At 54.7% G+C, this 25,176-nt stretch carries 19 protein-coding genes and 1 pseudogene; 5 read left to right on the forward strand and 15 right to left on the reverse strand.

What is annotated here, in order from left to right; translation table 11 throughout:
- Window positions 1-79 precede the first annotated feature (79 nt).
- From selB to SIL79_RS04500, 8 genes and pseudogenes are all read right to left on the reverse strand, one after another.
- Window positions 80-1,891, reverse strand: a pseudogene (gene selB / locus SIL79_RS20655) (selenocysteine-specific translation elongation factor); the annotation flags it as partial.
- Window positions 1,888-3,309 carry an L-seryl-tRNA(Sec) selenium transferase gene (selA, locus tag SIL79_RS04470; protein ID WP_039033576.1) on the reverse strand — a complete coding sequence of 474 codons (1,422 nt, stop codon included), beginning with the start codon at window positions 3,307-3,309 and terminating at the stop codon, window positions 1,888-1,890. The gene selA and the pseudogene selB, both read right to left, overlap by 4 nt.
- 62 nt (window positions 3,310-3,371) lie before the next feature.
- Window positions 3,372-4,286, reverse strand: coding sequence for a formate dehydrogenase accessory protein FdhE (gene fdhE / locus SIL79_RS04475; protein ID WP_039033518.1), 915 nt, complete (start codon window positions 4,284-4,286; stop codon window positions 3,372-3,374).
- Window positions 4,287-4,928: a formate dehydrogenase subunit gamma gene (locus tag SIL79_RS04480; protein WP_039033519.1), complete on the reverse strand. Its 642-nt coding sequence runs from the start codon at window positions 4,926-4,928 to the stop codon at window positions 4,287-4,289.
- Window positions 4,925-5,848 carry a formate dehydrogenase subunit beta gene (fdxH, locus tag SIL79_RS04485; protein WP_039033520.1) on the reverse strand — a complete coding sequence of 308 codons (924 nt, stop codon included), beginning with the start codon at window positions 5,846-5,848 and terminating at the stop codon, window positions 4,925-4,927. Before fdxH ends, SIL79_RS04480 begins: the two co-directional genes overlap by 4 nt.
- A 2-nt stretch (window positions 5,849-5,850) precedes the next feature.
- A complete protein-coding gene (gene fdnG, locus SIL79_RS04490) occupies window positions 5,851-8,865 on the reverse strand; it encodes a formate dehydrogenase-N subunit alpha (RefSeq protein ID WP_143078463.1) in 3,015 nt (1,004 codons plus the stop codon).
- 894 nt (window positions 8,866-9,759) lie between these two features.
- The gene (gene ssb / locus SIL79_RS04495) at window positions 9,760-10,473 is read right to left on the reverse strand and encodes a single-stranded DNA-binding protein (RefSeq protein WP_039033523.1); all 714 of its coding nucleotides are present in this window, start codon (window positions 10,471-10,473) and stop codon (window positions 9,760-9,762) included.
- A gap of 33 nt (window positions 10,474-10,506) precedes the next feature.
- A complete protein-coding gene (locus tag SIL79_RS04500; RefSeq protein ID WP_039033524.1) occupies window positions 10,507-11,874 on the reverse strand; it encodes an MFS transporter in 1,368 nt (455 codons plus the stop codon).
- A gap of 221 nt (window positions 11,875-12,095) precedes the next feature.
- Between SIL79_RS04500 and uvrA the strand changes: the two genes are divergently transcribed.
- From uvrA to SIL79_RS04520, 4 genes are all read left to right on the forward strand, one after another.
- Window positions 12,096-14,918, forward strand: a complete 2,823-nt coding sequence (gene uvrA, locus SIL79_RS04505) for an excinuclease ABC subunit UvrA (RefSeq protein WP_039033525.1) — start codon at window positions 12,096-12,098, stop codon at window positions 14,916-14,918.
- Window positions 14,919-14,925: 7 nt separating this feature from the next.
- Entirely contained in the window at window positions 14,926-15,276 is a 351-nt protein-coding gene (locus SIL79_RS04510) for a hypothetical protein (protein ID WP_143078462.1), read from the forward strand.
- A gap of 73 nt (window positions 15,277-15,349) precedes the next feature.
- On the forward strand, window positions 15,350-16,381 hold the full coding sequence (locus SIL79_RS04515) for a M28 family peptidase (protein ID WP_319619013.1): 1,032 nt from the start codon (window positions 15,350-15,352) through the stop codon (window positions 16,379-16,381).
- A 169-nt stretch (window positions 16,382-16,550) separates the two neighbouring features.
- Window positions 16,551-18,353, forward strand: coding sequence for a DEAD/DEAH box helicase (locus SIL79_RS04520; protein WP_144361835.1), 1,803 nt, complete (start codon window positions 16,551-16,553; stop codon window positions 18,351-18,353).
- Between the two features lie 35 nt (window positions 18,354-18,388).
- Here SIL79_RS04520 and SIL79_RS04525 read toward each other — a convergent pair whose 3' ends face one another.
- On the reverse strand, window positions 18,389-18,595 hold the full coding sequence (locus SIL79_RS04525; protein WP_039033527.1) for a cysteine-rich CWC family protein: 207 nt from the start codon (window positions 18,593-18,595) through the stop codon (window positions 18,389-18,391).
- Window positions 18,592-18,972, reverse strand: coding sequence for a GFA family protein (locus SIL79_RS04530; RefSeq protein ID WP_039033528.1), 381 nt, complete (start codon window positions 18,970-18,972; stop codon window positions 18,592-18,594). Before SIL79_RS04530 ends, SIL79_RS04525 begins: the two co-directional genes overlap by 4 nt.
- 771 nt (window positions 18,973-19,743) lie before the next feature.
- On the opposite strand from SIL79_RS04530, the gene SIL79_RS04535 reads away from it, so the two are divergent.
- The gene (locus tag SIL79_RS04535) at window positions 19,744-20,139 is read left to right on the forward strand and encodes a hypothetical protein (RefSeq protein WP_039033530.1); all 396 of its coding nucleotides are present in this window, start codon (window positions 19,744-19,746) and stop codon (window positions 20,137-20,139) included.
- 218 nt (window positions 20,140-20,357) lie between these two features.
- Here SIL79_RS04535 and SIL79_RS04540 read toward each other — a convergent pair whose 3' ends face one another.
- The 5 genes from SIL79_RS04540 to slyA all read right to left on the reverse strand — a co-directional run bounded on the left by SIL79_RS04540 (window position 20,358) and on the right by slyA (window position 24,836).
- Window positions 20,358-21,410, reverse strand: coding sequence for a c-type cytochrome (locus SIL79_RS04540; RefSeq protein WP_039033531.1), 1,053 nt, complete (start codon window positions 21,408-21,410; stop codon window positions 20,358-20,360).
- 9 nt (window positions 21,411-21,419) lie between these two features.
- Window positions 21,420-21,974, reverse strand: coding sequence for a c-type cytochrome (locus tag SIL79_RS04545; protein ID WP_233962780.1), 555 nt, complete (start codon window positions 21,972-21,974; stop codon window positions 21,420-21,422).
- Window positions 21,975-22,262: 288 nt separating this feature from the next.
- Window positions 22,263-23,291 (reverse strand): DUF2955 domain-containing protein, encoded by a 1,029-nt coding sequence (locus tag SIL79_RS04550; RefSeq protein ID WP_039033533.1) that lies wholly within the window; start codon window positions 23,289-23,291, stop codon window positions 22,263-22,265.
- 8 nt (window positions 23,292-23,299) lie between these two features.
- A complete protein-coding gene (locus SIL79_RS04555) occupies window positions 23,300-24,358 on the reverse strand; it encodes an HlyD family secretion protein (RefSeq protein WP_071238697.1) in 1,059 nt (352 codons plus the stop codon).
- A 10-nt stretch (window positions 24,359-24,368) separates the two neighbouring features.
- Window positions 24,369-24,836 carry a transcriptional regulator SlyA gene (gene slyA, locus SIL79_RS04560; protein WP_039033579.1) on the reverse strand — a complete coding sequence of 156 codons (468 nt, stop codon included), beginning with the start codon at window positions 24,834-24,836 and terminating at the stop codon, window positions 24,369-24,371.
- Window positions 24,837-25,176: the final 340 nt, after the last annotated feature.

The following is a 25,176-nucleotide window of genomic DNA, read 5'->3' on the forward strand; positions in this document are numbered from 1 at the left end:
AGAAAAGTTCAGCGTCCCGGATCTCCCGACTGTTACTGCGATATTTCCTGCGGGTAAAACCGCTGCGATCGAAAAACTCCAACAGTTGGATACTCACCTTGCGGCCAAGACCTATCATCGCCTTGAACTCGGCGGTTTCCAGTTGCCCCTTTAGCGCTAAATGACCACGAATAAGATCCGCGTAGTGGCACAACTTACTGCTGAGCAGGTATCTGTCTTTCACCACTGCGGTGATAAACCCTTGCTGCACCAACTGGAAGCACAGCGGCCGCAGTTCGCCCGGATCCAGCTCAAGATATTCGGCCATCTCAGTCACCCACACAGGGGTATCTTGCTGCTCGAGCCAGGGAGATAAACGCTGCCAACAAGCTTCGGCTTGGGGATCCAAAGTCATTCTGTGTTGTGGCAACTGCAGTAAGGCGCCGCGCAGTACCATGCGGCGATCGCGACAGAGGCGCTCCAGGATCAAACTGGCAAGTGGCAAGGGGAACTTACTGTGGCTCATACGCAGCAGGCGATTACGCCCCAACCCCAATTGATCCGGGTGCTGCTGATGGTATTGCTCCAATAAGGACAAATAGTGCTGCTGCTCGGCCTCAAGCAGTTCAGGTGCCAACAGGAAGCCGCCGTGGCGGCTGAGTCCGGCTTCCTGAATGAGTCGGGTCAAACCAGCTTCAGTCAGTTGCCAACGCCAGGCCAAATCAGCCACGGCCAAGGCCTGCTGTCTACCCAGGTAAGCCAATGCAGCGGCCGGAGTTTCGGCATCGGCGAGACAGCCAATAAGAGCGAGCCGCTCTTCGGTGCGTTTCTTGCGATTGGGCACAGTCAGCGCCAGCACTCTGGCGGCACCCAGGGTGTGCTTGCCACTGGCGTGACGCAGCACTATGGGGTCGTCCTGACATAATAACAACGGCTTATCCAACACCAGCTCAGCCAGGCAGTAGCCGCGCTCATCAGCCTCTGTCAACTGGGATATGCGTCCCAGGGTATGCTCGGCGCCGTGGTGGCAATGTACGCTCTGCCAGTGAGTCACAGGTTCAAAGGCACGGATCTGCACCACAGGGCGACCACAGGCATCCGGCTGTGGCAAGCTGCTGAGCCAATCGCCGCGCTGCGGCGCTCTGTGGTTATCGACACCACTGAGATTGAGGGCAACGCGGGTGCCCGGCAACGCCGTCTGCGACTCCTGTCCCTGGCAGTGAATGCCGCGGATCCTCAGCTTGTTTTTTTGACCTGAGCTGTAGAGGTTATCACCGACCTTGGCACTGCCACTGATCACTGTGCCCGTGACCACCCAACCGGCGCCCTTAACGCTGAATGCCCGATCCAGGGTCATGCGAAAGGCCTGCTGCGCGTCTGCTGCAATACAAGCCTTTTCAAGCTGCAGCTCGCTCGATGCCAGCGCCAGAATATGCTCTCTGAGCGAGTCGATCCCCTGGCCATTACTGGCCGAAACGCTAAAGACGCCGGAGGCCTTGAGGGCAAACTCGCAAAGCAGCGCCTCACTCTCTGCAACCACTTCATCGATGCGGGCCCGCTCCACCAGGTCACTCTTGGTAAGCACCAGTGTCAGGCTTTCAAGCGGCAACATGGCTAAAATTTGCAGGTGTTCACGGGTCTGCGGCATCACGCCGTCATCACAAGCCAGCACCAAGAGCGCGTGTCTGGCATGACTGACGCCCACCAGCATGTTATTGATAAACTTTTCATGACCCGGCACATCGATAAAGGCCAGCCGTTGTTCGTCGGCAAACGGCATAAAGGCATAACCCAGATCTATGGTCATGCCGCGGCGTTTCTCTTCCGGCAATCTGTCGGTATTTTGCCCTGTCAGGGCCCGAATCAGGCTGGTCTTGCCATGGTCTACATGGCCGGCAGTTACCAGGATCACAGCGATACTCCCAGGGTGCTCAGCTCGGCCAGCAGCTCGGCTTCATCGTCTACCCCGCGCAGATCCAGCAGCAGTTGCTCATTACTGATCCGGCCGATCACCGGCCGCTCGGCCTGCTTGAAATGTTGCTCAAGCTCAATCAGGCTAGCCCCCGGATTGGCGCTGAACGCCAGCGCCACCGAAGGCAGGAAGGTATCCGGCTGTGAGCCACTGCCCACCTGGGTGCGGCACTCCACCAGCTCCAGCTGATAGCCGGGGGCAAACAGGGGCTGCAACGCCTGGTGTAAACGACTGCCAAGCAGCTTGAGTTGTTGCTGACTGCGGCCGAACTTGGCCATCATAGGTAGTTCAGTATCCAGGGTTTCCGGGTTGAGATAGTGGATCAGTGTGGCTTCCAGCGCCGCCAGAATCAGTTTGTCGCAGCGCAGCGCCCGCTTGAGAGGATGGCTTTGCAATTTATTGATAAGCGACTGTTTACCGACAATCAGCCCGGACTGAGGGCCACCGAGCAGCTTGTCGCCGGAGAAGCTCACCAAATCGACCCCATCGGCCAGCATCGCCTGCGGAGTAGGTTCCTGCTTGAGCCCGAAGCGGCGCAAGTCGGTGAGCGAGCCACTGCCGAGATCCGAGATCAGCGAAATATCATGCTCGCGGCACAGGGTCGCCAGCCGCGACTCTTCCACCGAGGCGGTAAAGCCCTGAATATGGTAGTTACTGGTGTGCACCTTCATAATGGCGGCGGTGTTTTCGGTTATCGCCTGTTCGTAATCCCTGAGATGGGTTCGGTTGGTGCTGCCCACTTCTACCAGAGTAACCCCGGCCTGACGCATGATGTCGGGGATCCGGAAGGCGCCGCCTATCTCCACCAGCTCGCCGCGGGAAACTATCACCTCTTTACCTGTGGCCACCGCCGACAGCATCAACAGCACGGCGGCGGCATTGTTGTTAACCACACAGCAGGCATCGGCGCCGGTGAGGCGGTGAATGAGTGAGCTGACGGCATTGTCTCTATGGCCGCGCTTGCCGGCCTGCAGCTCAAATTCCAGTGGGGTCGGGTAACGCATCACAGAAGTGACGGCCTCTATGGCCGCCTCGGACTGCTGCGCCCGTCCCAGGTTGGTGTGCAGCAGGGTGCCGGTGAGGTTCCATACCGGCCGTAAACTATGGCGATAATCGCTGGACAGCTGATCAACCAAAATGCCATACAAGGCTTGGTGTGAGTGACACCAGTCGGGCAGGCGTTGCTCACGGCCTATCCCGGCTCTTGCCAGCCGAAGTTGTCCATCCAACGCCTGTTTGACGGCGGCCTTGCCAAAGCGGCTCAGCAGCGGAGCCAGCGCTGGCTCGGCCAGCAGGCTATCCATGGAAGGCAAAGCCCGATAGAGGTCTTTGAGGGTATCGGCAGTTTGGGTCATCATCTGTTTCATCATTGACTGAATAAAGGGAGGGCCTTAGCCCTCCCGGCTTTCTTACTAGCTGATTACTCGCTGTCTTCCGTCTCGTGGGCCAGCAACAAAGGATTGACTGTGGTGGCACCATAGCCTTTCTCGTTGAGCTGACTGTCGAGCATCAGGGTCGCCAAGTCATCGGCGGCCACATCCATCAGCGGCGACTTTTCGAGGAACATCATCTTGGTATAACCATGACAGGCCTCGCAGCTTTCGATGCGAACTTCGGCCTGATAGTCGTCCAAAGACCAGAGGGTCATCTCCTTGTCATGCCCGCAGCAAGTGCAATGGGCACGTATGAAATGCCACTCGCTCTCACACAGGCTGCAATGCAGATAACGCAAACCGGCTCTGGGTTCATCGACTATCACGCTGGCAACCGGATGACTGCCACAAACCGGACACAGGCTCTGCTGTTTGACCTGGCGCTGATCCATGCGCTGAATAACTGCCGGCGCCCAGTGAGACCAATAAAGCCCCATGGCAGCCCACAGAAACAGACTGAACCTGGCGGGCACTGCACTCAGGTTGCCCTGACGCAGCGCCTGCCCCCAGGCACTCAATTGCTCGGGGGCCTGTTGCATCAAAAGACGCAGCACCCGGGCGACCGACTCATCCACCTGAGGCAGGAGTTCACTGAGCAGTTGCTGCAGCAAACTCTGCCAATAGCTGTCGGCACTGGGGCCCAAGTCTGCGAGGGGCAACCCCTCGGACTTGTCCCAGGCGGGAGGAAGACCGAAGTCTTCCTCCGCCGCCAGTTTGGCCTGTACGGCGACCAAACGGCGACACAGCTCCAGGTAATCAGCCAGCGGCGAGTCCTTGGCCAACACTTCCAGACGCTTGGCTCTGCGCAGATAAACGCTGACAGGATCGGCGGCTTTCAGTGGTTTGAGCTCCAGCGGCGACTCGCTGCCGGGGGCCAGGGGTATCTCGGCTGTTTGACTCATTTAGTGTTTCTCCGCTTCCGAATCTTCTTCCAGCATTCTGGGGTGGTGCTTACGGCACCAGGCCTTGGAGACCTTGCCGTAGAGCATGCCCGCAACCGAACCTTCTACCCAGGTCGCCATCCAGAAGTGCACCATCACGAAAATCAGCATGATGAGAGCACAGATGGCGTGCACCAGAATCGCCCAGCCAATGGTAGTGGCTGAGAAATAAGGTGCAAAATAGGGCTGCCACATGATGAAACCAGTCACCGTCAGTCCGATGGAGGTCACCACGAAAGCACGGAACAGCACCTTTTGCCCAGGGTTGTAATGGCCGATAGGCGGGATCTTGTCCTCGTTCTCAAACATCACATCCTTGATGGACAGCATCCATTTCAGGTCGTTCTTCTCCCACTTGTTGTGATGGTAGTAACGCACCAACATCAACATCAGCGGCAGACACATAAACAACCCGGCAATGGGGTGAACGAAGCGCGCCAATTGAGGCGTGCCCGCAATAGCCCCCATCCACTGGAAGGAAGGATAAAAGAACGAAAACCCGGTCAGAAAGGTGACCAAACCTGCCGCCACAATGAACCAGTGGCAGATGCGGTCAAACAGCTTATGACGCACTATCATCTCTTGCTTGTGATGCTTGCTCATTTGCCGTCCTCCTCTTTCTGAGCCGCTTGCTGATCTTCCTCAGGCGGCTGATAACCGGGTTGATCCTCTTCGACTATGTTGCGACCAACGGTGATCTTGTGCAGACAAGCCACAGCAGCTGTTGCCAGGATCCCCACAGTACCCAGAGGCTTGACCCAGTCCTGCCACAGAGTGACAGACAGTGGGATCTGTGGATCTTCCGGCATGTTGTAGCTTTCGGGCTGAGTGACATCGTGCAATATCATCATCATCGCTGTGCCACCCACACCTTCCGGGTTGTACAACCCAGCCTTGGCAAAGCCACGCTCTTTGAGCTCGGCCACCCGCTTGTCGGCATAGAACAACATGTCTTCACGAGTACCGAAGCGCAGTGCGCCTGTGGTACAGGTCTTGACGCAAGAAGGCTCCAGTCCGACTGCCAAGCGGTCGGAACACATGGTGCACTTGTAGGCCTTGTTATCCTTGGGGTCGATTTTGGGGATATCGAACGGACAGGCACTGGCGCAGTAACCGCAACCAACACACTTGTCTGAATCGAAATCCACTACCCCGTTGGCGTGCTGGATAATGGCGCCTGCGGTCGAACACGCCTTGAGACAGGCAGGATCGGCGCAGTGCATACAAGCTGAGTGAGTGAACTGCCAGCGCAACTTGTTGCGCTCGTCCATCACCTCGTTGTACTCCATCAAGGTCCAGACCTGGCCGGAGAGTTTCATCGGGTTTTGATAACTGCCCTCGAAACTGCCCACTTCTTCACGCAGATCGTTCCATTCGGAACACGCCACCTGACAGGCCTTACAACCGTTACACTTGGTCGCATCAAACAGTTTTGCTACCTGCTTGATATCACCAATCCGAGTTTGCGATGCCGGCGTTGCCGCTGAGGTGCCTGAGCGTCGAATAATATCTTGTGTTGCCATTATCAGACCTCCGCCTTCTCAACGTTCACCAGGAACGCTTTGTACTCAGGAACACCCGTGTTGGCATCACCCATCTCTGTGGTCAGCACGTTACAGGTATATGCCTTCTTGGTGAGGGCGTTATGACTACCGTGACGTGGAATACCCAGGGTGTGTACCGTTTGACCATTGACTTGCAGTGGCTGCAAACGCTTGGTCACCAGAGCCTTGGTAAAGATGTGGCCACGCTTGGAGCTCACCTTCACCAAATCACCATTCTTGATGCCTTTTTCTGCCGCCAACTGCTCGTTCATTTCCACAAAAGTCTCTGGCATGGAGATCGCCGCCAAACGGCAGTGAGTCGTCCAGAAGTTAAAGTGTTCAGTGAGCGAGTATGTGGTACAGGCGTAAGGGAACTCCTCTTTGGTGCCTATGGTTTCTTTCACACCCTCAAACCAACGCAGCACTGGGCTGTGCACCACTTTAGGATGCAATGGGTTGGTCCCGATTGGTGATTCCACCGGCTCATAGTGCTCAGGGAACGGCCCTTCTTTCAGCAGCTTCAGGGCGAACAAACGGCCCACACCTTCTGCCTGCATGATGAATGGGTGCGCGCTGTCCTGTGGATTGAGCTTGGCGTTGAAGTCAGGCACGTCTATGCCTTCCCACTTGCCATCCTTCCACTCGACTATGGTGCGTTTTGGATCCCAAGGCTTACCGTTGACATCACAAGAGGCGCGGTTGTAGAGCACCCGGCGGTTGGCAGGCCAAGCAAATGCCCATCCCGGGGTTATCCCCTTGCCGGATGGATCATGGTTGTCACGGCGTGCCATCTGGTTGCCTTGCTCGGTCCAGGAACCGGCATAGATCCAACAGGCACAGGCGGTGCTGCCATCGTCCTTGAGTTCACTAAAGCTGCTCAGTTGACGGCCGGTGTTAACATCGTATCCGTTCAACTCTTTGGTCAGCTCCACCGAGCTTGGGTTATGCGGATCGGCATAGTCCCACTTGACCGCTTCCACAGGCTCAGGCAGTTTACCGCCCTCTTCGCGATACAGCTTTTTCATCTCCAGCAAAATGCCGGCCACAATCTCAGAGTCGGGCATGGATTCGCCGGGAGCATTGGCACCCTTGTAGTGCCACTGCATCCAGCGACCCGAGTTGACGATGGAACCTTCTTCCTCGGCAAAACAGGTTGTGGGCAGACGGAACACTTCCGTTTGGATACTGGCGGTATCAACTTCGTTGTAATCCGGCTCATTTTGCCAGAAGGTCGCGGTTTCAGATGCCAAGTTATCAAGTACAATCAAATACTTGAGCTTGCTCAACGCCTTGAGGTTCTTGTTGCGGTTAGGCATAGAGTTAATCGCGTTAACCCCCTGCACAATACAACCATTGATCTGACCGCGATACATCATGTCAAGATAGCGGCCAAAGTCATACATCTGATCCCACTTAGGCAACCAGTCATAACCAAAGTCGTTTTCAGCTGTGGCATGCTTGCCCCAGAAGCCCTTCATTTGCGAGATAAAGAACTTGGGATAGTTTTGCCAATAGTTGGTCTGACCCGGACGCAACGGCTTAGGCGTATAGTGATCCAGATAAGTCTGCAGATTGACGTCTTTATCATTGGGCAGCTTAAGGTAGCCCGGTAGGCTCTGACACAGCAGACCCATATCGGTAGAACCCTGAACGTTGGCGTGACCACGCAAGGCGTTAACCCCACCACCCAACTGGCCAATGTTACCCAACAGCAACTGCACCATCGCCATGGTACGAATGTTCTGCGCACCCTTACTGTGGTGAGTCCAGCCCAGGGCATACATAAAGGTCGCCGCCCTGTCTTTGGTGTAAGTGCTGCCAATCGCCTCACAGACCACTTGGTAGTCGTCTACCGGTGTCCCTGTGATGTTGCTGACAGTGGCAAAGTCGTAACGTTCTACGTGCTGTTTCAGCAAGTTCCATACGCAACGTGGGTGCTCAAGGGATTCATCCACCTTGGCATAGCCGTTTTCGTCGAGTTGATAGAACCAGGATTCTTTATCGTAGTCGCCCTTCTCTTCATCAAAACCTGAGAACAGACCTTCGTGGAATTCAAAGTCTTCCCGCACCAGATAGCTGGCGTTGGTATAGGCCTTCACATAGTCGAAGTTGATCTGGTTGGTGGAGATCAGATAGCGGATCACACCCAGCAAGAACGCAATGTCTGTGCCTGAGCGGATAGGAGCATAGTGATCGGCCAAAGCAGCACTACGGTTGAAACGAGGGTCAACCACAATCAATTTGGCATTGTTATGTTGCATAGCTTCCGTGACCCAGCCGAAACCGACAGGGTGCGCTTCTGCAGCATTACCGCCCATAATGATCACTACATTAGAGTTCTTGATGTCGATCCAGTGGTTGGTCATGGCACCGCGCCCAAATGTTGGAGCAAGACTTGCTACCGTTGGGGAGTGTCAGTTACGTGCAATGGTATCGATGGCTACTAAGCCAAGAGAACGAGCAAACTTTTGAGTCGCAAAACCACTCTCGTTCGCCATACCGGATGAGGTCATCATCCCTGTAGTCAACCAACGGTTGACTGTTACGCCATCGGCGTTCTTCTCAATCAGGTTGGCATCACGATCGTCTTTCATCAAACGGGCAATACGCTTGTAAGCTTCGCCCCAACTGATACGCTTCCATTCATTGCTACCCGGAGCGCGATACTCAGGGTACTGCAGACGGTGCGGACTGTTAACATAGTCCACCAGGCCTGCGCCTTTAGGGCAGAGCGCCCCACGGTTTACCGGATGATCGGCATCACCTTCAATATGAAAAATGGCATGTTCAGAGTTTTTGCCACCGCTGCCTTGGCTATACATAAGCAAGCCACAACCCACCGAGCAATACGGGCAGTTGTTGCGGGTCTCTTTAGCTCTGAGTAGTTTGAATTCCCGAACTGCGGCATAAGCCTTCTCGGACAACAACCCCAGCGCAGATATGGCTGAAGTTGCCGCCCCGGCAGCGCACAGTTTGAAAAACTGACGTCTGTTCATAGCGTCCTCACACTCTTGTCGTTATGAGTTTTGATGGGGGTCACCCCTTTCGGCGGCGACCTACCGAGTGCAGTAAAATTAAAGACCACACTTCATGTAGGATTATCCTTAAAGACACTCAGGATAACAAATAATGACACGAGACCAGGATCACAAAGAGATAGCTATGACATCTTGAACCATAAAATGATATATATACAGAACTAAAACCCAACAAATAGACTTAAAATAGTTTATAAAGCCAAAACGAACAAAAAATACACCAAAAGACATTTTGTCCAAATATATAGGTAAATTTTGTCCCATTAACGAAAAAGGCAGGATGAATAGCCATTAACTGAGGTTCAATCGACGGGAAAAAGAAAAGGATAGTGCTAAAAAAGCCGACAACTAAGACAAGGGGAAATAACTGAATGAACGAATATAACAGATAAAACAAAGTATTACATCAGTAACACCTTTACACTATCTGCAGTAGCCAACCGGGGGAGCAGAATAACCGTCATCAAGTCAAATTGACCCACCGCCTAAAAAACCATCAAACACTAAACGACAGATAAGCCACTCACAAATGTAAAGATTGTCAATTTTTACCAAAAATATCCTGCCGCTATTGGCGAATCAGGCATAGCGGGCACTGACTTGAGACCAAAAGCGCATCTGTACCTAATCAGGAAAGCATCTCAGTTAAGCGTCCATGACGCCGATAATATTGCTAAAGGCCTGGTCAGGTTCAAGGAGACGGAGCCAAACAAGCAATGGCCCGCTTTCGAGCTTCAAGCTATTACCACCAAAAGAGCCGCGACTATAGCTCGAGAGGCACCAAGCAAAAAGCCACTGCAGTTGCAGTGGCTTTTTCTGGTATCAAGCACAAGTGCCTATCTCCAATAGACCTCAGAATGGGATATCATCATCCCAGCCGTCATCCAGATCCGGCGTGTAGTTCTGCTGTTGTGGCTGAGGCTGTGGTGCCGGACGCTGCTGTGGAGCCGCCTGTTGTGGCGCTGGCTGCTGTGGCTTGGGCGCATAACCTGAGTTCTGCTGCTGACCATAACTTTGCTGCTGCGGCGCGTTGTACTGCTGCTGTGGCTGCTGTGGCTGCTGAGCAGGCTTGGGCTGATAGCCGCCGGACTGCTGTGGCGCATTGTATTGGGACTGAGACTGTGCCTGACCACCGCCGTAACCACCTTGGTTTTGGTTCATACCACCTTGGTTCATACCACCTTGGTTGCCGCCCTGGCTCATACCACCTTGATTTTGGTTACGGCCACCCAGCATCTGCATAGTACCGCCCATATCGACAACCACTTCAGTGGTGTACTTATCCTGACCGCTCTGATCTTTCCACTTGCGGGTCTGCAGCTTGCCTTCCAGATACACTTGCGAGCCTTTGCGCAGGTACTCACCGGCAATTTCAGCCAGCTTGCCGAACATGACAACCCTGTGCCACTCGGTGCGCTCTTGCTGTTGGCCCTGCTGGTCTTTCCATGACTCACTGGTGGCCACTGTGATATTCGCTACGGCGTTGCCGTTTGGCATGTAGCGCACCTCTGGGTCCTGCCCCAGATTGCCCACCAGAATTACCTTATTAACACCACGACTGGCCATCGAAATCTCCTGCGATTTTCACTTAAACTTAGCTTAATTGACAGAGCCTAACACAGCTCTGGCTCGTCTTAAATCGAATTGATCGTTCACCTTGAGGTAAGCGACTTTTTCTTCCAAAACCACTATGGCCTCGGCAACCCCCGGCAATTGAGAAAGCTCAGCGGCCATCTTCTGCGCCTGCTCTCGACCACTCACTTGAGCCTCTAGAGTGTAACTCTTGAGCAGCACAGGATTTTTCATTCCCAGGGTCAATGCCAGCCAGATAATCAGCAGCACCACTGCCACACTAAACACTCCGGCAGCGCCCATGATTTGATAGGCGCCACCACCGAGCAAACCGCCACAGAAGGCGCCGAGAAACTGACTGGTAGAATACACACCCATGGCCGAACCTTTGGCCCCCACGGGACAAAACTTGGCGATCAGGCTGGGCAGTGAGGCTTCCAAGTAATTAAAACCGGTAAAAAAGGCCACTATGGCGACCGCCAACACCCAAAGACTATGGGAAAACAGCGCCATCGCCAGCAAAGATGCCAGCATGATCACCAAAGCAAACTGAAACATCCCCTTGGTATTATTGCGCTTCACGCCAATGATGATCAGCGGCACCATCAAAAAGAAGGCGCCGACAAAGGCCGGGAAGTACAGCATCCAGTGCTTTTCTTTAACAAGACCGGCATCGACCAAGTCCAGCGGCAATGCCACGAATACCGCCGTCAGCACCAAATGCAGAATAAAAATACCGGCATCGAGGCGAAATAGCTGTGGATCTTTAAGCATATTTTTCAGCTTGCCCGGTTCCGCCATGGTATCGCCCTTGGGCGCATGAGCCACAGGGTTTGGCACCAACAACTGCACTATCAGCATTCCCAGCAACGCCAGGCCCGCCGTCAGGGCAAACAAGCCCGATAGCCCAAGATGCTGCGCCACCACAGGCCCCACCAACAGCGATAAGGCAAAGGAGAAACCTATGCACATACCTATGATGGCCATCACCTTGGTGCGTTGTTCATCCCGGGTAAGATCCGCCGCCAATGCCAGCACGGCAGCGGCAATGGCGCCCATGCCCTGCAAGGCGCGGCCGGCGACAACGCCGTAGATGCTGTCGGACATAGCAGCCAAAACACTGCCAAGAGCAAACACCAACAGGCCGCCGAGGATCACCGGTTTGCGGCCAATTCTGTCTGACAGTATCCCCATGGGGATCTGCAGTATCGCTTGAGTCAGACCATAGGCGCCGATGGCAATACCCACCCACAGAGGTGAGAAGCCTTTGAGATCTTGTCCATAGAGCGCGAAGACAGGCATGATCATAAACAAGCCCATCATGCGCAGCCCAAACACACTGGCTAATGAGAACGCGACTTTTCTTTCAGTGCCGGAAAGTCCACCGTTGGCCATAGTTTTTGCCCTGGATTAAGAATTTTTTAAGGGAGCGCATGTTACCACGAAGGTTTTGAACAGCTCAAAGAGAAAAACCCAAGTCGCCCTCAGCCCTCGGCTGAGGGCTTGCTACTGACAGTATGGTGTTAGTAGCACAAATGCGTCGCCGCTATCGGCACAAGGCAAAATATGTGATACTTGTGCTCTTTTTCTCCAGTGATTAGCCAAAGTAGAGACTGATGGACAAGATAGACATCCGCGGTGCCAGAACCCACAATCTCAAGAACATCAATCTGACCATTCCCCGAGACAAACTCATTGTTATTACAGGCTTATCTGGCTCGGGCAAATCTTCTCTCGCCTTCGATACCCTCTACGCCGAAGGTCAGCGGCGCTATGTGGAATCCCTGTCGGCCTATGCCCGCCAATTTTTGAGTCTGATGGAAAAACCGGATGTGGATCATATCGAAGGCCTGAGCCCGGCAATATCGATTGAACAAAAGTCCACTTCCCACAACCCTCGTTCTACCGTGGGAACCATTACCGAAATCTACGACTATCTCAGATTGTTGTTTGCCCGCGTGGGCGAGCCCCGTTGTCCGGTTCACGGCCAGCCGCTGGCGGCACAAACCGTCAGCCAGATGGTAGACAAGGTGCTGGAACGCCCCGAAGGCGAGCGCCTGATGCTGTTGGCTCCCGTAGTGCAGGGCCGCAAGGGTGAGCATGTCAAATTACTGGAGAACCTGGCGGCCCAGGGCTATATTCGCGCCCGTATCGATGGCGAGGTGTGCGATCTTTCCGACCCACCGGCGCTGGATCTGCATGTAAAACACAATATCGATGTGGTGGTTGACCGCTTCAAGGTGCGCGAGGATCTGCAGCAGCGGCTGGCGGAATCTTTCGAAACCGCACTGGAGCTGTCCGGCGGCGTGGCCACTGTGGCCAGCATGGAGGAAGGCAGCAATGAAGAGTTGCTGTTCTCCGCCAACTTCGCCTGCCCTCACTGTGGTTACTCCATGGCCGAGTTGGAACCCAGGCTGTTTTCCTTCAACAACCCCGCGGGTGCCTGCCCGACCTGTGACGGCCTCGGGGTACAGCAGTTTTTCGATCCCGATCGGGTGATCACCAACGATGAGCTGTCGTTGGCGGGCGGTGCCATTCGTGGCTGGGACAGACGCAACTTCTACTATTTCCAGATGCTCACCTCACTGGCCGAGCATTACGGCTTCGATGTGGAAACTCCCTTTGGCGACCTCCCCGCCAAGGTGAAGCAAATAGTGCTCTATGGCTCAGGCAAAGAGAATGTCGCCTTCCGTTATATCAACGATCGCGGCGATGTGGTGGTTCGCAACCATCCGTTCGAGGGGATCCTCAACAACATGGACAGACGCTACCGGGAGACAGAGTCCAACTCTGTGCGTGAAGAGCTGGCCAAGTACATCAGCAACCAGGCCTGTTCCAGCTGTGGCGGCTCACGCCTGCGCGAAGAGGCCCGCAACGTGTTTATCGGCAATATCAACCTGCCGGAGTTGACCACCTGGTCCATTGGTGAGGCCAGCGACTACTTCGCCACCCTGAGCTTTGAGGGGCAAAAGGCGCAGATAGCCGAGAAGATCCTCAAGGAAGTGGGCGATCGCCTGGGCTTTTTGGTCAATGTCGGCCTCAACTACCTGAGTTTATCTCGTTCGGCAGAAACCCTCTCAGGTGGCGAGGCGCAGCGGATCCGCCTGGCCAGCCAAATCGGCGCCGGTCTGGTCGGGGTGATGTATGTACTCGATGAGCCTTCGATTGGTTTGCATCAGCGCGACAACGAGCGCCTGCTCAACACCCTCACTCACCTGCGGGACTTGGGCAACACTGTGATTGTGGTCGAACACGATGAAGATGCCATCCGCATGGCGGATCATATTATCGATATCGGCCCCGGCGCCGGGGTTCATGGCGGTGAAGTGATCTGTGACGGTGACATCAACGCCATCATGGCCTGTGAAGCCTCTGTCACCGGCCAATATATGTCCGGCAAGAAAAAGATCACCGTAGCCGGAGGTCGGGTGCCCTGCGATCCCGGCAAGATGATCAAGCTATTCGGTGCCAGCGGCAACAACCTCAAACAGGTAGATCTGGAGATCCCGGTCGGGCTGCTGACCTGTGTCACCGGGGTATCCGGCTCGGGTAAGTCCACCCTGATCAACGACACCTTCTTCAAGATTGCCCATCGCATGCTCAACGGCGCCACCGCCGAAGAGCCGGCGCCTTATGAGCGTATCGAGGGCATGGAACTGTGCGACAAGGTGGTAGATATAGATCAGAGCCCCATAGGCCGCACGCCGCGCTCCAACCCGGCCACCTATACCGGCATATTTACCCCGATCCGCGAACTGTTTTCGGCGACTCAGGAATCCCGTACCCGCGGCTATCAGCCGGGGCGTTTCTCCTTCAACGTCAAGGGCGGCCGCTGTGAGGCCTGTCAGGGTGACGGCCTTATTAAAGTAGAGATGCACTTCCTGCCGGATGTGTACGTGCCTTGCGATGTCTGTAAAGGCAAGCGCTACAACCGTGAAACGCTGGAAGTGAAGTACAAGGGCAAGAACATTCACGAAGTGCTGCAGATGACGGTCGAGGAAGCCCGTGTGTTCTTCGATGCGGTGCCGGCCATTGCCCGTAAACTGCAAACCCTGATGGATGTCGGTCTGTCTTATATACGTTTGGGCCAGAGCGCCACAACCCTTTCCGGCGGCGAGGCTCAGCGGGTCAAACTGGCTAAAGAGCTGTCGAAGCGGGATACCGGCAAGACCCTCTATATTCTGGATGAACCCACCACAGGGCTGCACTTTGCCGATATCCAGCTGCTGCTGGATGTACTGCACAGACTCAAGTCCCAGGGCAACACCATAGTGGTGATTGAACACAATCTGGATGTGATAAAAACAGCCGACTGGATAGTGGATCTGGGGCCGGAAGGTGGCTCGGGTGGCGGCACCATTCTGGTGGCCGGCACCCCGGAGCAGGTGGCCGAGCATCCAGAGTCCCATACCGCCCGCTTCCTGAAGCCTATGCTGTGAGGTGACTGTGACAGGCAACAGACTACTGTTATTGGCCCTGGTTATCTTTATGGCGGGTTTATTGCTGGCGGCTTTTGACCCCTTGGTAGGCAACTGCAAACGCTATTTGGGTGAAGTGGTGCATTCCGGCCCGGACGGCACCACAGTCGCCCTGCCCGATGGCCGCACGGCGCTGGTTGAACCCAGTGCCCTGCCCCCGGCGACGCTGGTCACCATAGGCGCCAAGCGTCATTTGGTGTCGGGTATTGAGGTGTTCAAGCTCAAGGGCAGGACAAAGGCGGATACGCCTTCGGCCAGCCGCGGCGGCAATACCCTACCGCCTAGCTATCAGGGCGGCGTGGCACAAGCCGCGAAATAAGCAGGCAAACCTGTCTCGGGGAATGGTATAAACTGCAACATAGCTTGAGTTGATTACCCTTGCCGGAGGCAGGATGCCGATGACACTCTCTATTCACCCGCCGCTGTGGGCACTCTCTATTCGCCCGCCGCTGTGGGCACTCTTATTGATATTGCCGATGCTTGTTGCCGGTTGCAGCAGTTCGCCAGAACGCTGCGGCGCTGAGATTCAACTGAACTGGGCCGAGACAAAGCAGCTGCAACAGGATGTCGAAGTACTTGCCTCGCCCAGACTGCAAGGTCGGCGCAGCGGCACCCAAGGTGCTGCGCTCAGCCGCGAGTATCTCACAGAGCGCTTTGAACAAATCGGCCTGCAGCCGCTCTCTTCGATATTTCCGCCCCTGGCCGAGACTCTGAGCGGCTTTCAACACTCATTCAACTATGTCGATGGCTTTGCCGACGCTCGGGGCATCAACCTGCTGGGCTGGCTACCGGCAGCCCGGCCGACCACTGAGTGGCGCCTGCTGATTGCCCACTATGATCATCTGGGCGATCGCGGCCCGGGCTTTTATCCGGGGGCCGACGACAACGCCTCTGGTGTGGCAGCCTTACTGGCCATCGCCCAAAGAGTCAAACAAGCGCCCGGTCGCTACAACCTGCTGTTTATTGCCAGTGACGCCGAAGAGCCGGGACTCTATGGCAGCAAGGCCTTGGTGAGCGCATTACAGCAAAGCGGTTTTGCCGAGCACATCTCGCTGGCGGTCAATCTGGATATGATAGGCAGGCCCGGGCTTCCTTATGCCATCTACCTCGAAGGCAGCCGCTATTTCCGCCACTATGATGACTTCAGCGACTATCTGATGGCGGGCACAGGGCTGTGCATTCGCCCCAGTCATCCGCGCCCTATTGGTCGCAGCGTTCAGCGCAGTGATTGGCTCAGGGCCTCGGATCATTACCCTTTCCACCGGGCGGGGCTTCCCTGGCTCTACTTCGGTGTCCCTGCCCACGCCCAGTACCATACCCGTGATGACACGCCCGACAGACTGGATTATCCTTTTATCGGCGCCGTGGCCGAAGCAGCCGATCTGCTGCTGCGACTGCCATCGGAACAGTTACAAAACCGATAGTTGGCCTACTATTTGCTTTAAATTTGCCATAAAAATACCTTTAATCGTGGAAAATAGCAGATTTCGCTGTTATAATCTGGCGTTTTCGGTGCGGGAAATCGACACGGGGTTGATTTTCTGTCTGTGAAACTTTCTGCGTCATCCAGACGCGTCCACAAGGCTACAACCCATGTCATCCAGTGAAAAAACTTTCCGAGAACTCGGCCTCTCCGAGGCGTTGCTGCGTGCTCTAGATGAGCTCGGCTACGAGAACCCGACCCCAATTCAAGCCGCGAGTATCGCCCCCCTGATGGCGGGCCAAGATATTCTCGGCCAGGCACAGACAGGTACAGGTAAAACCGGTGCCTTCGCTCTGCCTCTGCTTAATGCAACAGATCATAACCTCAACGCACCGCAAATTCTGGTGCTGGCACCAACCCGCGAACTGGCGGTACAGGTAGCTGAAGCTTTCTCCAGCTATGCCAAATTCATGAAAGGTTTCCATGTACTGCCTATCTATGGCGGTCAAAGCATGCACCAACAACTGCAGGCGCTGCGTCGCGGCCCTCAGGTAGTCGTTGGTACACCAGGCCGGGTCATGGACCATATGCGCCGTGGCACCCTCAAGCTCGACAGCCTCAAGGCTCTGGTGCTTGATGAAGCCGATGAAATGCTGAAAATGGGCTTTATCGACGATATCGAGTGGATCTTGGATCATACTCCGGCCGAGCGTCAGCTGGCACTGTTCTCTGCCACTATGCCTGAGCAGATCAAGCGGGTTGCCAACAAGCACCTGAACAACCCTGCCACCATCAGCATTGCCGCCAGCCACACCACGGTAGACTCCATCGAGCAACGCTTTGTACAGGTGTCCCAGCACAACAAGCTGGAAGCCTTGGTACGTGTGCTCGAAGTGGAAAACACCGAAGGTATCATCATTTTTGTGCGTACCCGTAACTCTTGTGTGGAACTGGCCGAGAAGCTGGAAGCCCGCGGTTACGCCTCATCACCACTGCACGGTGATATGAACCAACAGGCCCGTGAGCGCGCCGTGGATCAACTCAAGTCCGGTAAGCTGGACATTTTGATTGCCACCGACGTTGCCGCCCGTGGTCTGGACGTTGAGCGTATCGGTCACGTGGTCAACTATGACATCCCTTACGATACCGAAGCCTATGTACACCGTATCGGTCGTACCGGCCGCGCCGGTCGTACCGGGATGGCGATTCTGTTTGTGACCCACAGAGAGATGCGCATGCTGCGCACCATTGAGCGTGCCACCAACAGTCGTATTTCCCCGATGAAGGTGCCAAGCCCTGAAACTGTGGCTGAGCGCCGTCTGTCTCGCCTTGGCGAACAGGTTGCTGCCACCATAGCCAACGAAGAGCTGGACTTTATGAAAGGCGCTGTGGCTCAGCTGTGTCAGCAGTTGGAAGTGGACACAGATATTCTGGCGGCCGCACTGCTGCAACAGGTACAGCAAGAGCGTCCGCTGCAGTTGCCTCCGATCCAGGAGCGTCAGCGTGACAGCCGTGATGAGCGCAGCTCACGCGACGATCGTGGTTCACGGGAAGATCGCGGTTCGCGTCGTCGCGACTCTCGTCCGGTTCCCGGCGATCTCGGCAAGGCCGAATCCCTGAAGGATAACCCGGATCTGCAGATGTGCCGTTACGTGCTGGATGTGGGTCGTGAGCACGGCGTGGGTGTGGGCAATATCGTAGGTGCCATCGCCAACGAAGCCAGCATAGACAGCCGTTACATAGGCCAGATCCAACTGTTTGACTCTCTGACTACAGTCGATCTGCCTGCCGGTATGCCTAAAGACGTACTGGCGCACCTGAAGAAAGTTCGGGTATGCGGCAAGCCTATCAATATCCGTGAAGCCGGTAGCCAGAGCTTCGAAGGTGAACAGCGTCCAGCTCGTCGCCCTCGCAAGCACTCAGGCGAACGCCGTCCGGATCGTAAGCCCCGTCGTCGTGATGACCGCAGCTGATCCTGCGGATTAAATAGACTCGGTAAAAATGCCGCTCACTCATGGTGAGCGGCATTTTTCTTTATATTGATTAAGCAGTGTCGGCAGATACAACTGTGCTTGGGAATATCCCGCAGCGCCAGTTCCAGGTAACTGAAGTCGGCCTTCATGCACCAGCAAAGCGCAGGATCGGTACCGGCCGCCATGGCGCATTGGTTGGCTTGTTGGCATACAGGACAACGAGCGGCGGACTTTTCGGTCATGAAGCCTCCCTGTCAGCAGGATGATTGATGCCATCCATCACGGGAGCATCCTTGAAAGCAAAGGGATCCAACTCGTCAATGCACCCCAGATTAACGCCATACTCCTGTGGATTCGAGCGCCTTTGATGATGAGTATAGATACCGCAGCGACTACAGAAATAGTGTTTCGCGGTATGGGTATTGAACTGATAACAGCTGGTGAGCTCTGCGCCACTCACCAGCTTGAGATTAGCCAAGGATACAGAGGCTACCGGCGCACCACGGCGGCGACACATGGAGCAATCACAACGGCGAACATTGTTCACTCCTTCGGGAAAAGTGAGCGCCAACTGAACCCCGCCACAATGGCAACGGGCAATATAGTGAGTCTGAGTCATGACAATCCTTGTAATCCTGATTGAACGGGCAAGCTTAATTAGGGAAGGTGCGAACAAGTCCCATGTGTGCTCTGCGTCGGCTTATGGGCCTGGATGCAAGGCATGGTTCGCAGCAAATGGCCATAGTCCTTTGCAAGAAGCACAACACAGCAGGCAGGCCTGTAATCTGGGCTTTCACAGCAAAACGGCATACGGCCTATTTCATCTTGCCCCAAGGTACACAGCTTGCCAATAGACAGAAGCTGAACTGCCAAGCCAAAGAAAGTAATCACCCTGACAAAGAGTAAGCATTTCCCCCGATATTGCTGCAGCCAATAGCCAAGACTCCCCATCATAATGGAGCAAACTGCGGCCCACATCTGCTGCGCCCCCTGCTCAAGCCAATGCCGAATTTCAACCCCAGAAGTCGGTGATAAGGCGCAGCGACCACCGCCTCAGTATAACGCTAAGCATAGTAACCCAGGGACTTTCCGCCCCTATCACAGCGAGGATTTGTCATCAGCGCTAGAGAGTTGCCAACGAGTGTTTCTGATCGCGAACAAAGAACCTGTCACCGGACAGAAACAACCAATCTCATTGATTAGCTGAGTTTTTAATTTATTTTTAAGGAAGCATTTTTCAGTTATAACCCTATGGATCCCATGCCACAAAATAGGTAGACTGGCCCCGGTTTACCTCCTTGGAAACAAACCAAGGGATATGATTTGGGGGCGTAAATCGGTTGCTTGAGTAGCCAGTACGCGCTCTCCTCAACTTATAGAGAAGGAAATAATGGGTTTACAAGAAAAACAATGGAAGCGCTCTATCGAAGAGCAGTATGTGGTTGAGTTCAAACAGGACATGAAGAGCATTCTGGATGCCGACCTGGACGTAACCTTTGACTGGGACAGTTTCGACAGCGCCAAAGAGATCATGTACGTGCCCACCTATGCACTGGATCGTGTCAAATCCGCGTTTAAAGAACTCGCCAACGACCAGGATGCCAAGGAAGAGATTGTTGCGCAGATCAAGACCCTGCATATAAAGAACATCAACGACAATGCCGAAGAAGCCAAGAATATGCGTATCGGCGATGGCGTTTTCGCTCTCGAAGTCGGTTTCGGCGGCAACCACGCCTGTGTCTTCAACGACACAGCTATCCGCCAGTACCTGGAAAATAACCTCTGATCATCCGAGCAGAGCGTGATGCTTAGGCTCATCTCCGTTTGAGCCCATCAGTATCCAAGGCCGGTCCTCCCCTGAGACCGGCCTTTTACTTTTTAATGGCTTCAGTCAGTCAATTACCTCCCCCGGGCCAAAACCACAGAGTCAAGTTCCCAACCCTGTACTACCAAATAAAAAAAGCGCGCCTGCTATGGCGCGCCGAATAGATTAAGGCTCTTGCCTTACGACTTCTTGGGGAAGATGGGATAAGCCTCTTTGCCCAGCAAGGTACCCTTTACCTCTTTACCGTAGTAACCGGCATGCTTGTGATACTTGCCTTGGGTTTCCTCGAGCTTTCCTTTGAAGCGGGGATCCTGAGGGCGTTCATGGGAGTTGATATAGGCGGCTACATCCCAAGCTTGTTGAGTGGTCAGCTGCATACTCTTGCCCAGTGGCATATTCTCGTGGATAAAGAAGGCAGCCGTGTTGACCCTATGCATTCCGGCGCCCCAGTTAAAACTCTGCGGTCCCCAAAGCGGTGGCAAGGCATACACACCGGCTATCGCTTGCCCCTGACCATCGGCGCCATGACACGCCTGACAATGGGCCTGATAAACCTGCTCACCGCGGGCCGGATCATAAGCCAATTCAGGTTTGGGTATTGAAGGATAACCCCGGCCCGGCAGATTGGCGCGTTGATCTACCGTCAACTGCTGCTTAATGGCTTCAGGGATGGGGAAGTCTTCCCGTTTGCCGCCCTTGATAAGCTCGGCATCGGCCAGTTCAGGCACTTCGCCTTTGACTCCGTATTGATCCATCAAGCCACCTACCCCAAGCCAATAGGCATAGGCAGACAGGGCCACCAACTCAGGGCTGCCGCTCTCTGGCGCCTTGCCATTCATTGAATAGGTAAAACAGCCCTGAATACGCTCTTCGAAGCTGTTGACCTTATCGTTCTTCTTCCGATAGGCAGGATAAGCGAAATAAGCGCCCCAGATAGGAGAAGCATTGGGCTTACGGCCGGCATCCATATGGCAATTGACGCAGTTCAGCTCATTGCCGACGTATTTGTCGCGCAGTTGCTGAGTATTGACAAACAGCTGATAGCCCTTGCGCACCTTATCACCAAAGGCACCGGCCGGAATCGCATCCAGCGGTCTGGGGATCAGATATTCCTGCCCTTGTACCTTAGGTGATGATGGCAGTTGCGCCTGGCGATCGGGCAGATTCTCGGCCTGGGCCTGAGCTGTCATTGCGGCCACAGCACCCATGATAAACAGAGTAGATTTTTTCATGCTGCGTCCTTACTTGAGATTGGCAAAATAGCTGGCAATAGCATCGATTTCGGCGCTGTTGAGCTGTTTGGCAACATGCTCCATCATGCCATCGACATCGCCTTTACGGCTGCCATCCTGCCAGGCTTGCAGTTGAGTCTTGATATAACTGGCTTGCTGACCGGCAAGCCTGGGGAAAGTGCCACCACCCAGGCCGGAAGGGCCATGACAAGTCACACAAGCGGGTAGGTTCCGGGTCCAGTCGCCCTGGTACACCAGTTTTTCGGTCGGATCAGCAAATACCACCTGCTCACCTCTGAGCTGGGGTTTGACTTCAGCGACGCTCTGGGCCGCGAAGTAATCCGCCACCTGGCCGATAACCTCATCCCCTTGCAGGGTCATGGCCATGGGCGTCATGGTAGCGTTTTGGCGGGTTCCAGCCTGAAACAGCTTGATTTGTTGTTGAATGTATTGGCTGGAAAGTCCGGCGAGTCTTGGGCCCAACGGCTCTACGCCCTGTCCCTGAGGGCCGTGGCAACTGCCACAAAGCGCGGCCTGCGGTGGCATAGCCGGCTCTGCTGCCATGGCTGTCCCTATGGACTGAGCCAACAGCAACAGACCACCTGCGGCGAGCGTGATTGATTTCATCTGTTATCCCCCAAAATGAGTAAGTGCTATAGCATAGATCCAAATCACATATATGAGAAGTTTGCGATAAATATCAAAAAAGCAGCGAAAACGGCCATAATCCAGATGTCATAAGGTTTGCAGCTCAAATAAATCTTCGGCTTTGAAATATTTGCTTACGATTTGAGTTTTATAAAAAACCCTTTTCTAACAATGTATTGGATAACGATTCTCGTTTAGAAGTCATTACTCTCCAAAGCGGGTCGTCTCAAAGCTATTGAGAAAATGATGTAATAGATAACAGGCCAACAAGGTGCCAACTATGGCCACCAGAATGCTACTCACCCGATACAGGGCACTGAAGATCAGATCATTGCCCGGAGTCAGATATTGGCCGAACAATATTCCCAGAGTGGTCATGGCACCAAAGCCCACCGCCGAGCCACTGGCCTCTTTGACATGGGCCTGGGCAAACAACAAAGTACCGAACCAGAGCATAGGTACGACCAACAAAAGCACACCGGACCAGTCATACAGCAAGAGTTGCACCGCCATCCCGTATACCACCCCGAGCACAGTACCCATTGCCCGTTTGCGGGCATAGTCGAGGGCACCGTTCCAATGCATGGGAAACAGCAACAGCAGTGTAGTAGCCTGAGCCGACATGGAGTCGCGCAGATCAAAGGCCTGGAATATCAGAAACGACAGGGTTGCAACGCTGGCCCCCATCAGCGCTTCATGGCGCATTCTGTGGGGCTGTTTGGGCCCGGGGACATAAGCATTGCGAGGTTCAACATCCGGGATCAGCACTGTCATCAAATAAGCTATCAGCACAGACAGCACACTGGCCCAAAAGTTACCGAAGATGAGGTCGTTAAGGTCGGTATCAGGATAGCTGGCAAAATGCAGCATAATGCTGAGGCTGATCACTCCATTGGCACCAAACAGAAACAGGGCGCCACGGGACATACAGGCAAAGCGATACAGAAACAGCACAAAGACAATCAAGGTCATCAGTGCCGGATGACTGCCAAACAAACCGCCTATGATGCCCACCTCAACCCCACAGACAACAGCCGCGGCCAGTAACTGCCGCGCCGCATGGCCGTTCATCACTGGCACCAGTCCCAGCAACAACATGGGGATGACAGTATAAAACACCCCGTAATTCCAATTCATCAGCTTACAGATCAGAAAGCCGAGGCTGGCGCCGGTGGCGATGCGCAGGCACTGGCGCAGCTCATTCTGAGTCAAGGGGTGGTGACGCAGGATCATCGGCCACCTCAATAGATGTAGTGCAGCAGGCTGACTGCCTTGATCTGCAGCTTGGCCATGAAACGATAGAAACTATTGTCCGGCAGCAGTTGTACGGTGGCTCGGGAACCGGCCGCCAACCTGGGGTATTCTTCACTCTGGAGTTCAAAGTGCAGTCGCAGACGCTGAGCGTCCCGCACCCAACGATCTGACTCGGTCGGCGTCGCCAGCATGCCGTTGGCATCGAATTGTCCAGCGCTGACACCGGCATCGCGGCTGCTGACTCTGGCAAGGTAGAGTCTGCCTGGCTCGGCATCGAACGCCACCCAGGCTTCAGTGCCCGACTCAACTCCCCTGAGGGTTTTCTCGCGAAAATCGGCAATGATATCCATCTGCTCCGACACCAGAGCCAATACGGGTTGGCCCTGGTTGGCCATGCTGCCACTGGCCAGTTGTAGGTTGGTGACTATGCCTTCGTGTTCTGCCAGCACCTTGGTGTAACTCAGATCCAATTCTGCCTGAGCCAAACGGCTGCGGGCCTGGCGCAACTTGAGGTTCTCTGTCCCGGCTGTTCCCCGGGAAACCTTGAGTTTAGCCAGTTGTGCCTTGGAGGCTGCCAACTTGGCTAACGCCGAGCTGGCATCAGTATCGGCCTGATCCTTAAGCTGGCGTGACACACCATTGCTGGCATAGAGGGCATCCAGGCGCCTGGCCTCACGTTGTTTCTGTTGCAACATGGCCTCATTGGCGCTGACATCTGCGGCGGCGGCCTCTATGGCTGCATCCAGCTCGGCGTTATCCTGCACCGCCTGCTCCAGCGCCAATTTGGCCTGCTCCAGCGCGAGCTCAAAAGGAGCTGGATCTATGGCGAAGAGTAACTGCCCGGCCTCTACATGTTGATTGTTGGCTACAGCCACAGATTGCACCGGGCCACTCACTTGGGGCGCTACCTTGACCACAGTGCGGGTCGCCATCGCCTGTGGCGTCAGCGGCATCTCCAGATCCGCCAACATGAAATAGGCAAAGACCAGCACAAAGCCCACCATGGAAAATTTAACGAGTCTGGCAAATTGTTGATCTGGCGTCATAAAGTCTCTCTCATTTCGCTTGCTCTTGCTGCAGCTGATGTTGGGCGTTATCGCAAATCCTGGTGATCACGGCTTCAAAATGAGCCAGCTCATCCGGATCTATGCCCGCCAACAACTTGGCCCGTACCTGGATGATCCTGGCCTCCATGGAGCGAATAACTTCCTCACCTTGGGCCGTCATGGAAACGATGCGCGCCCTTTTGTCATGCTCGCAGCTGTGGCGAGTGATCAACCCCTGCTGCTCCAGCTGACCCAGGGTCCGCATCAAAGAAGGCAATTCAATTTCCAGCGACTCGGCCAACTGCTTTTGACTGATATGGTCGCCCATGCGTCTCAGCTTCCATAGCACGGTCCAACGAGGATGGGTCAGCCCCAAAGGCGCCAATTCATTGTCGGCGACCATGCGCCATAAACGGTGTAAACGCCCCAAGCGCTCTCCCAGAGAGGTCTCTGTCAGCTGTTCTATATATTTGTGCATCTTGATTAACTGGTTACTTAGCAGGCTAAGCATTTTACTTATTTAGCCTGCTAAGTAAATAGCTAATCGGGAATAAACCCGATCTGCCTCGCACATCTGTTCAGTAAGTAAACGGATCTGGACAAAAATTTGTCATAAGTCGCAATTACTTAACACTAGTAGCACTATAATTATTCAACCTTGTTTGACCCTGGGAAGGTACAATGAGCCCGGCGCAAGGTCGTGGCGATCACCAGGCCACGTCAAGCCGCCGCACTCGTTTCATCCCCCCATGCCTGGAGGCTAACTTGTTCTCACATCTAAAAATCGGCACTCGAATCGTGCTGGGGATCTGCGCCGT

The organism is Shewanella indica, from assembly GCF_033842865.1.
GTDB classification, from domain to species: Bacteria; Pseudomonadota; Gammaproteobacteria; order Enterobacterales; family Shewanellaceae; genus Shewanella; species Shewanella indica.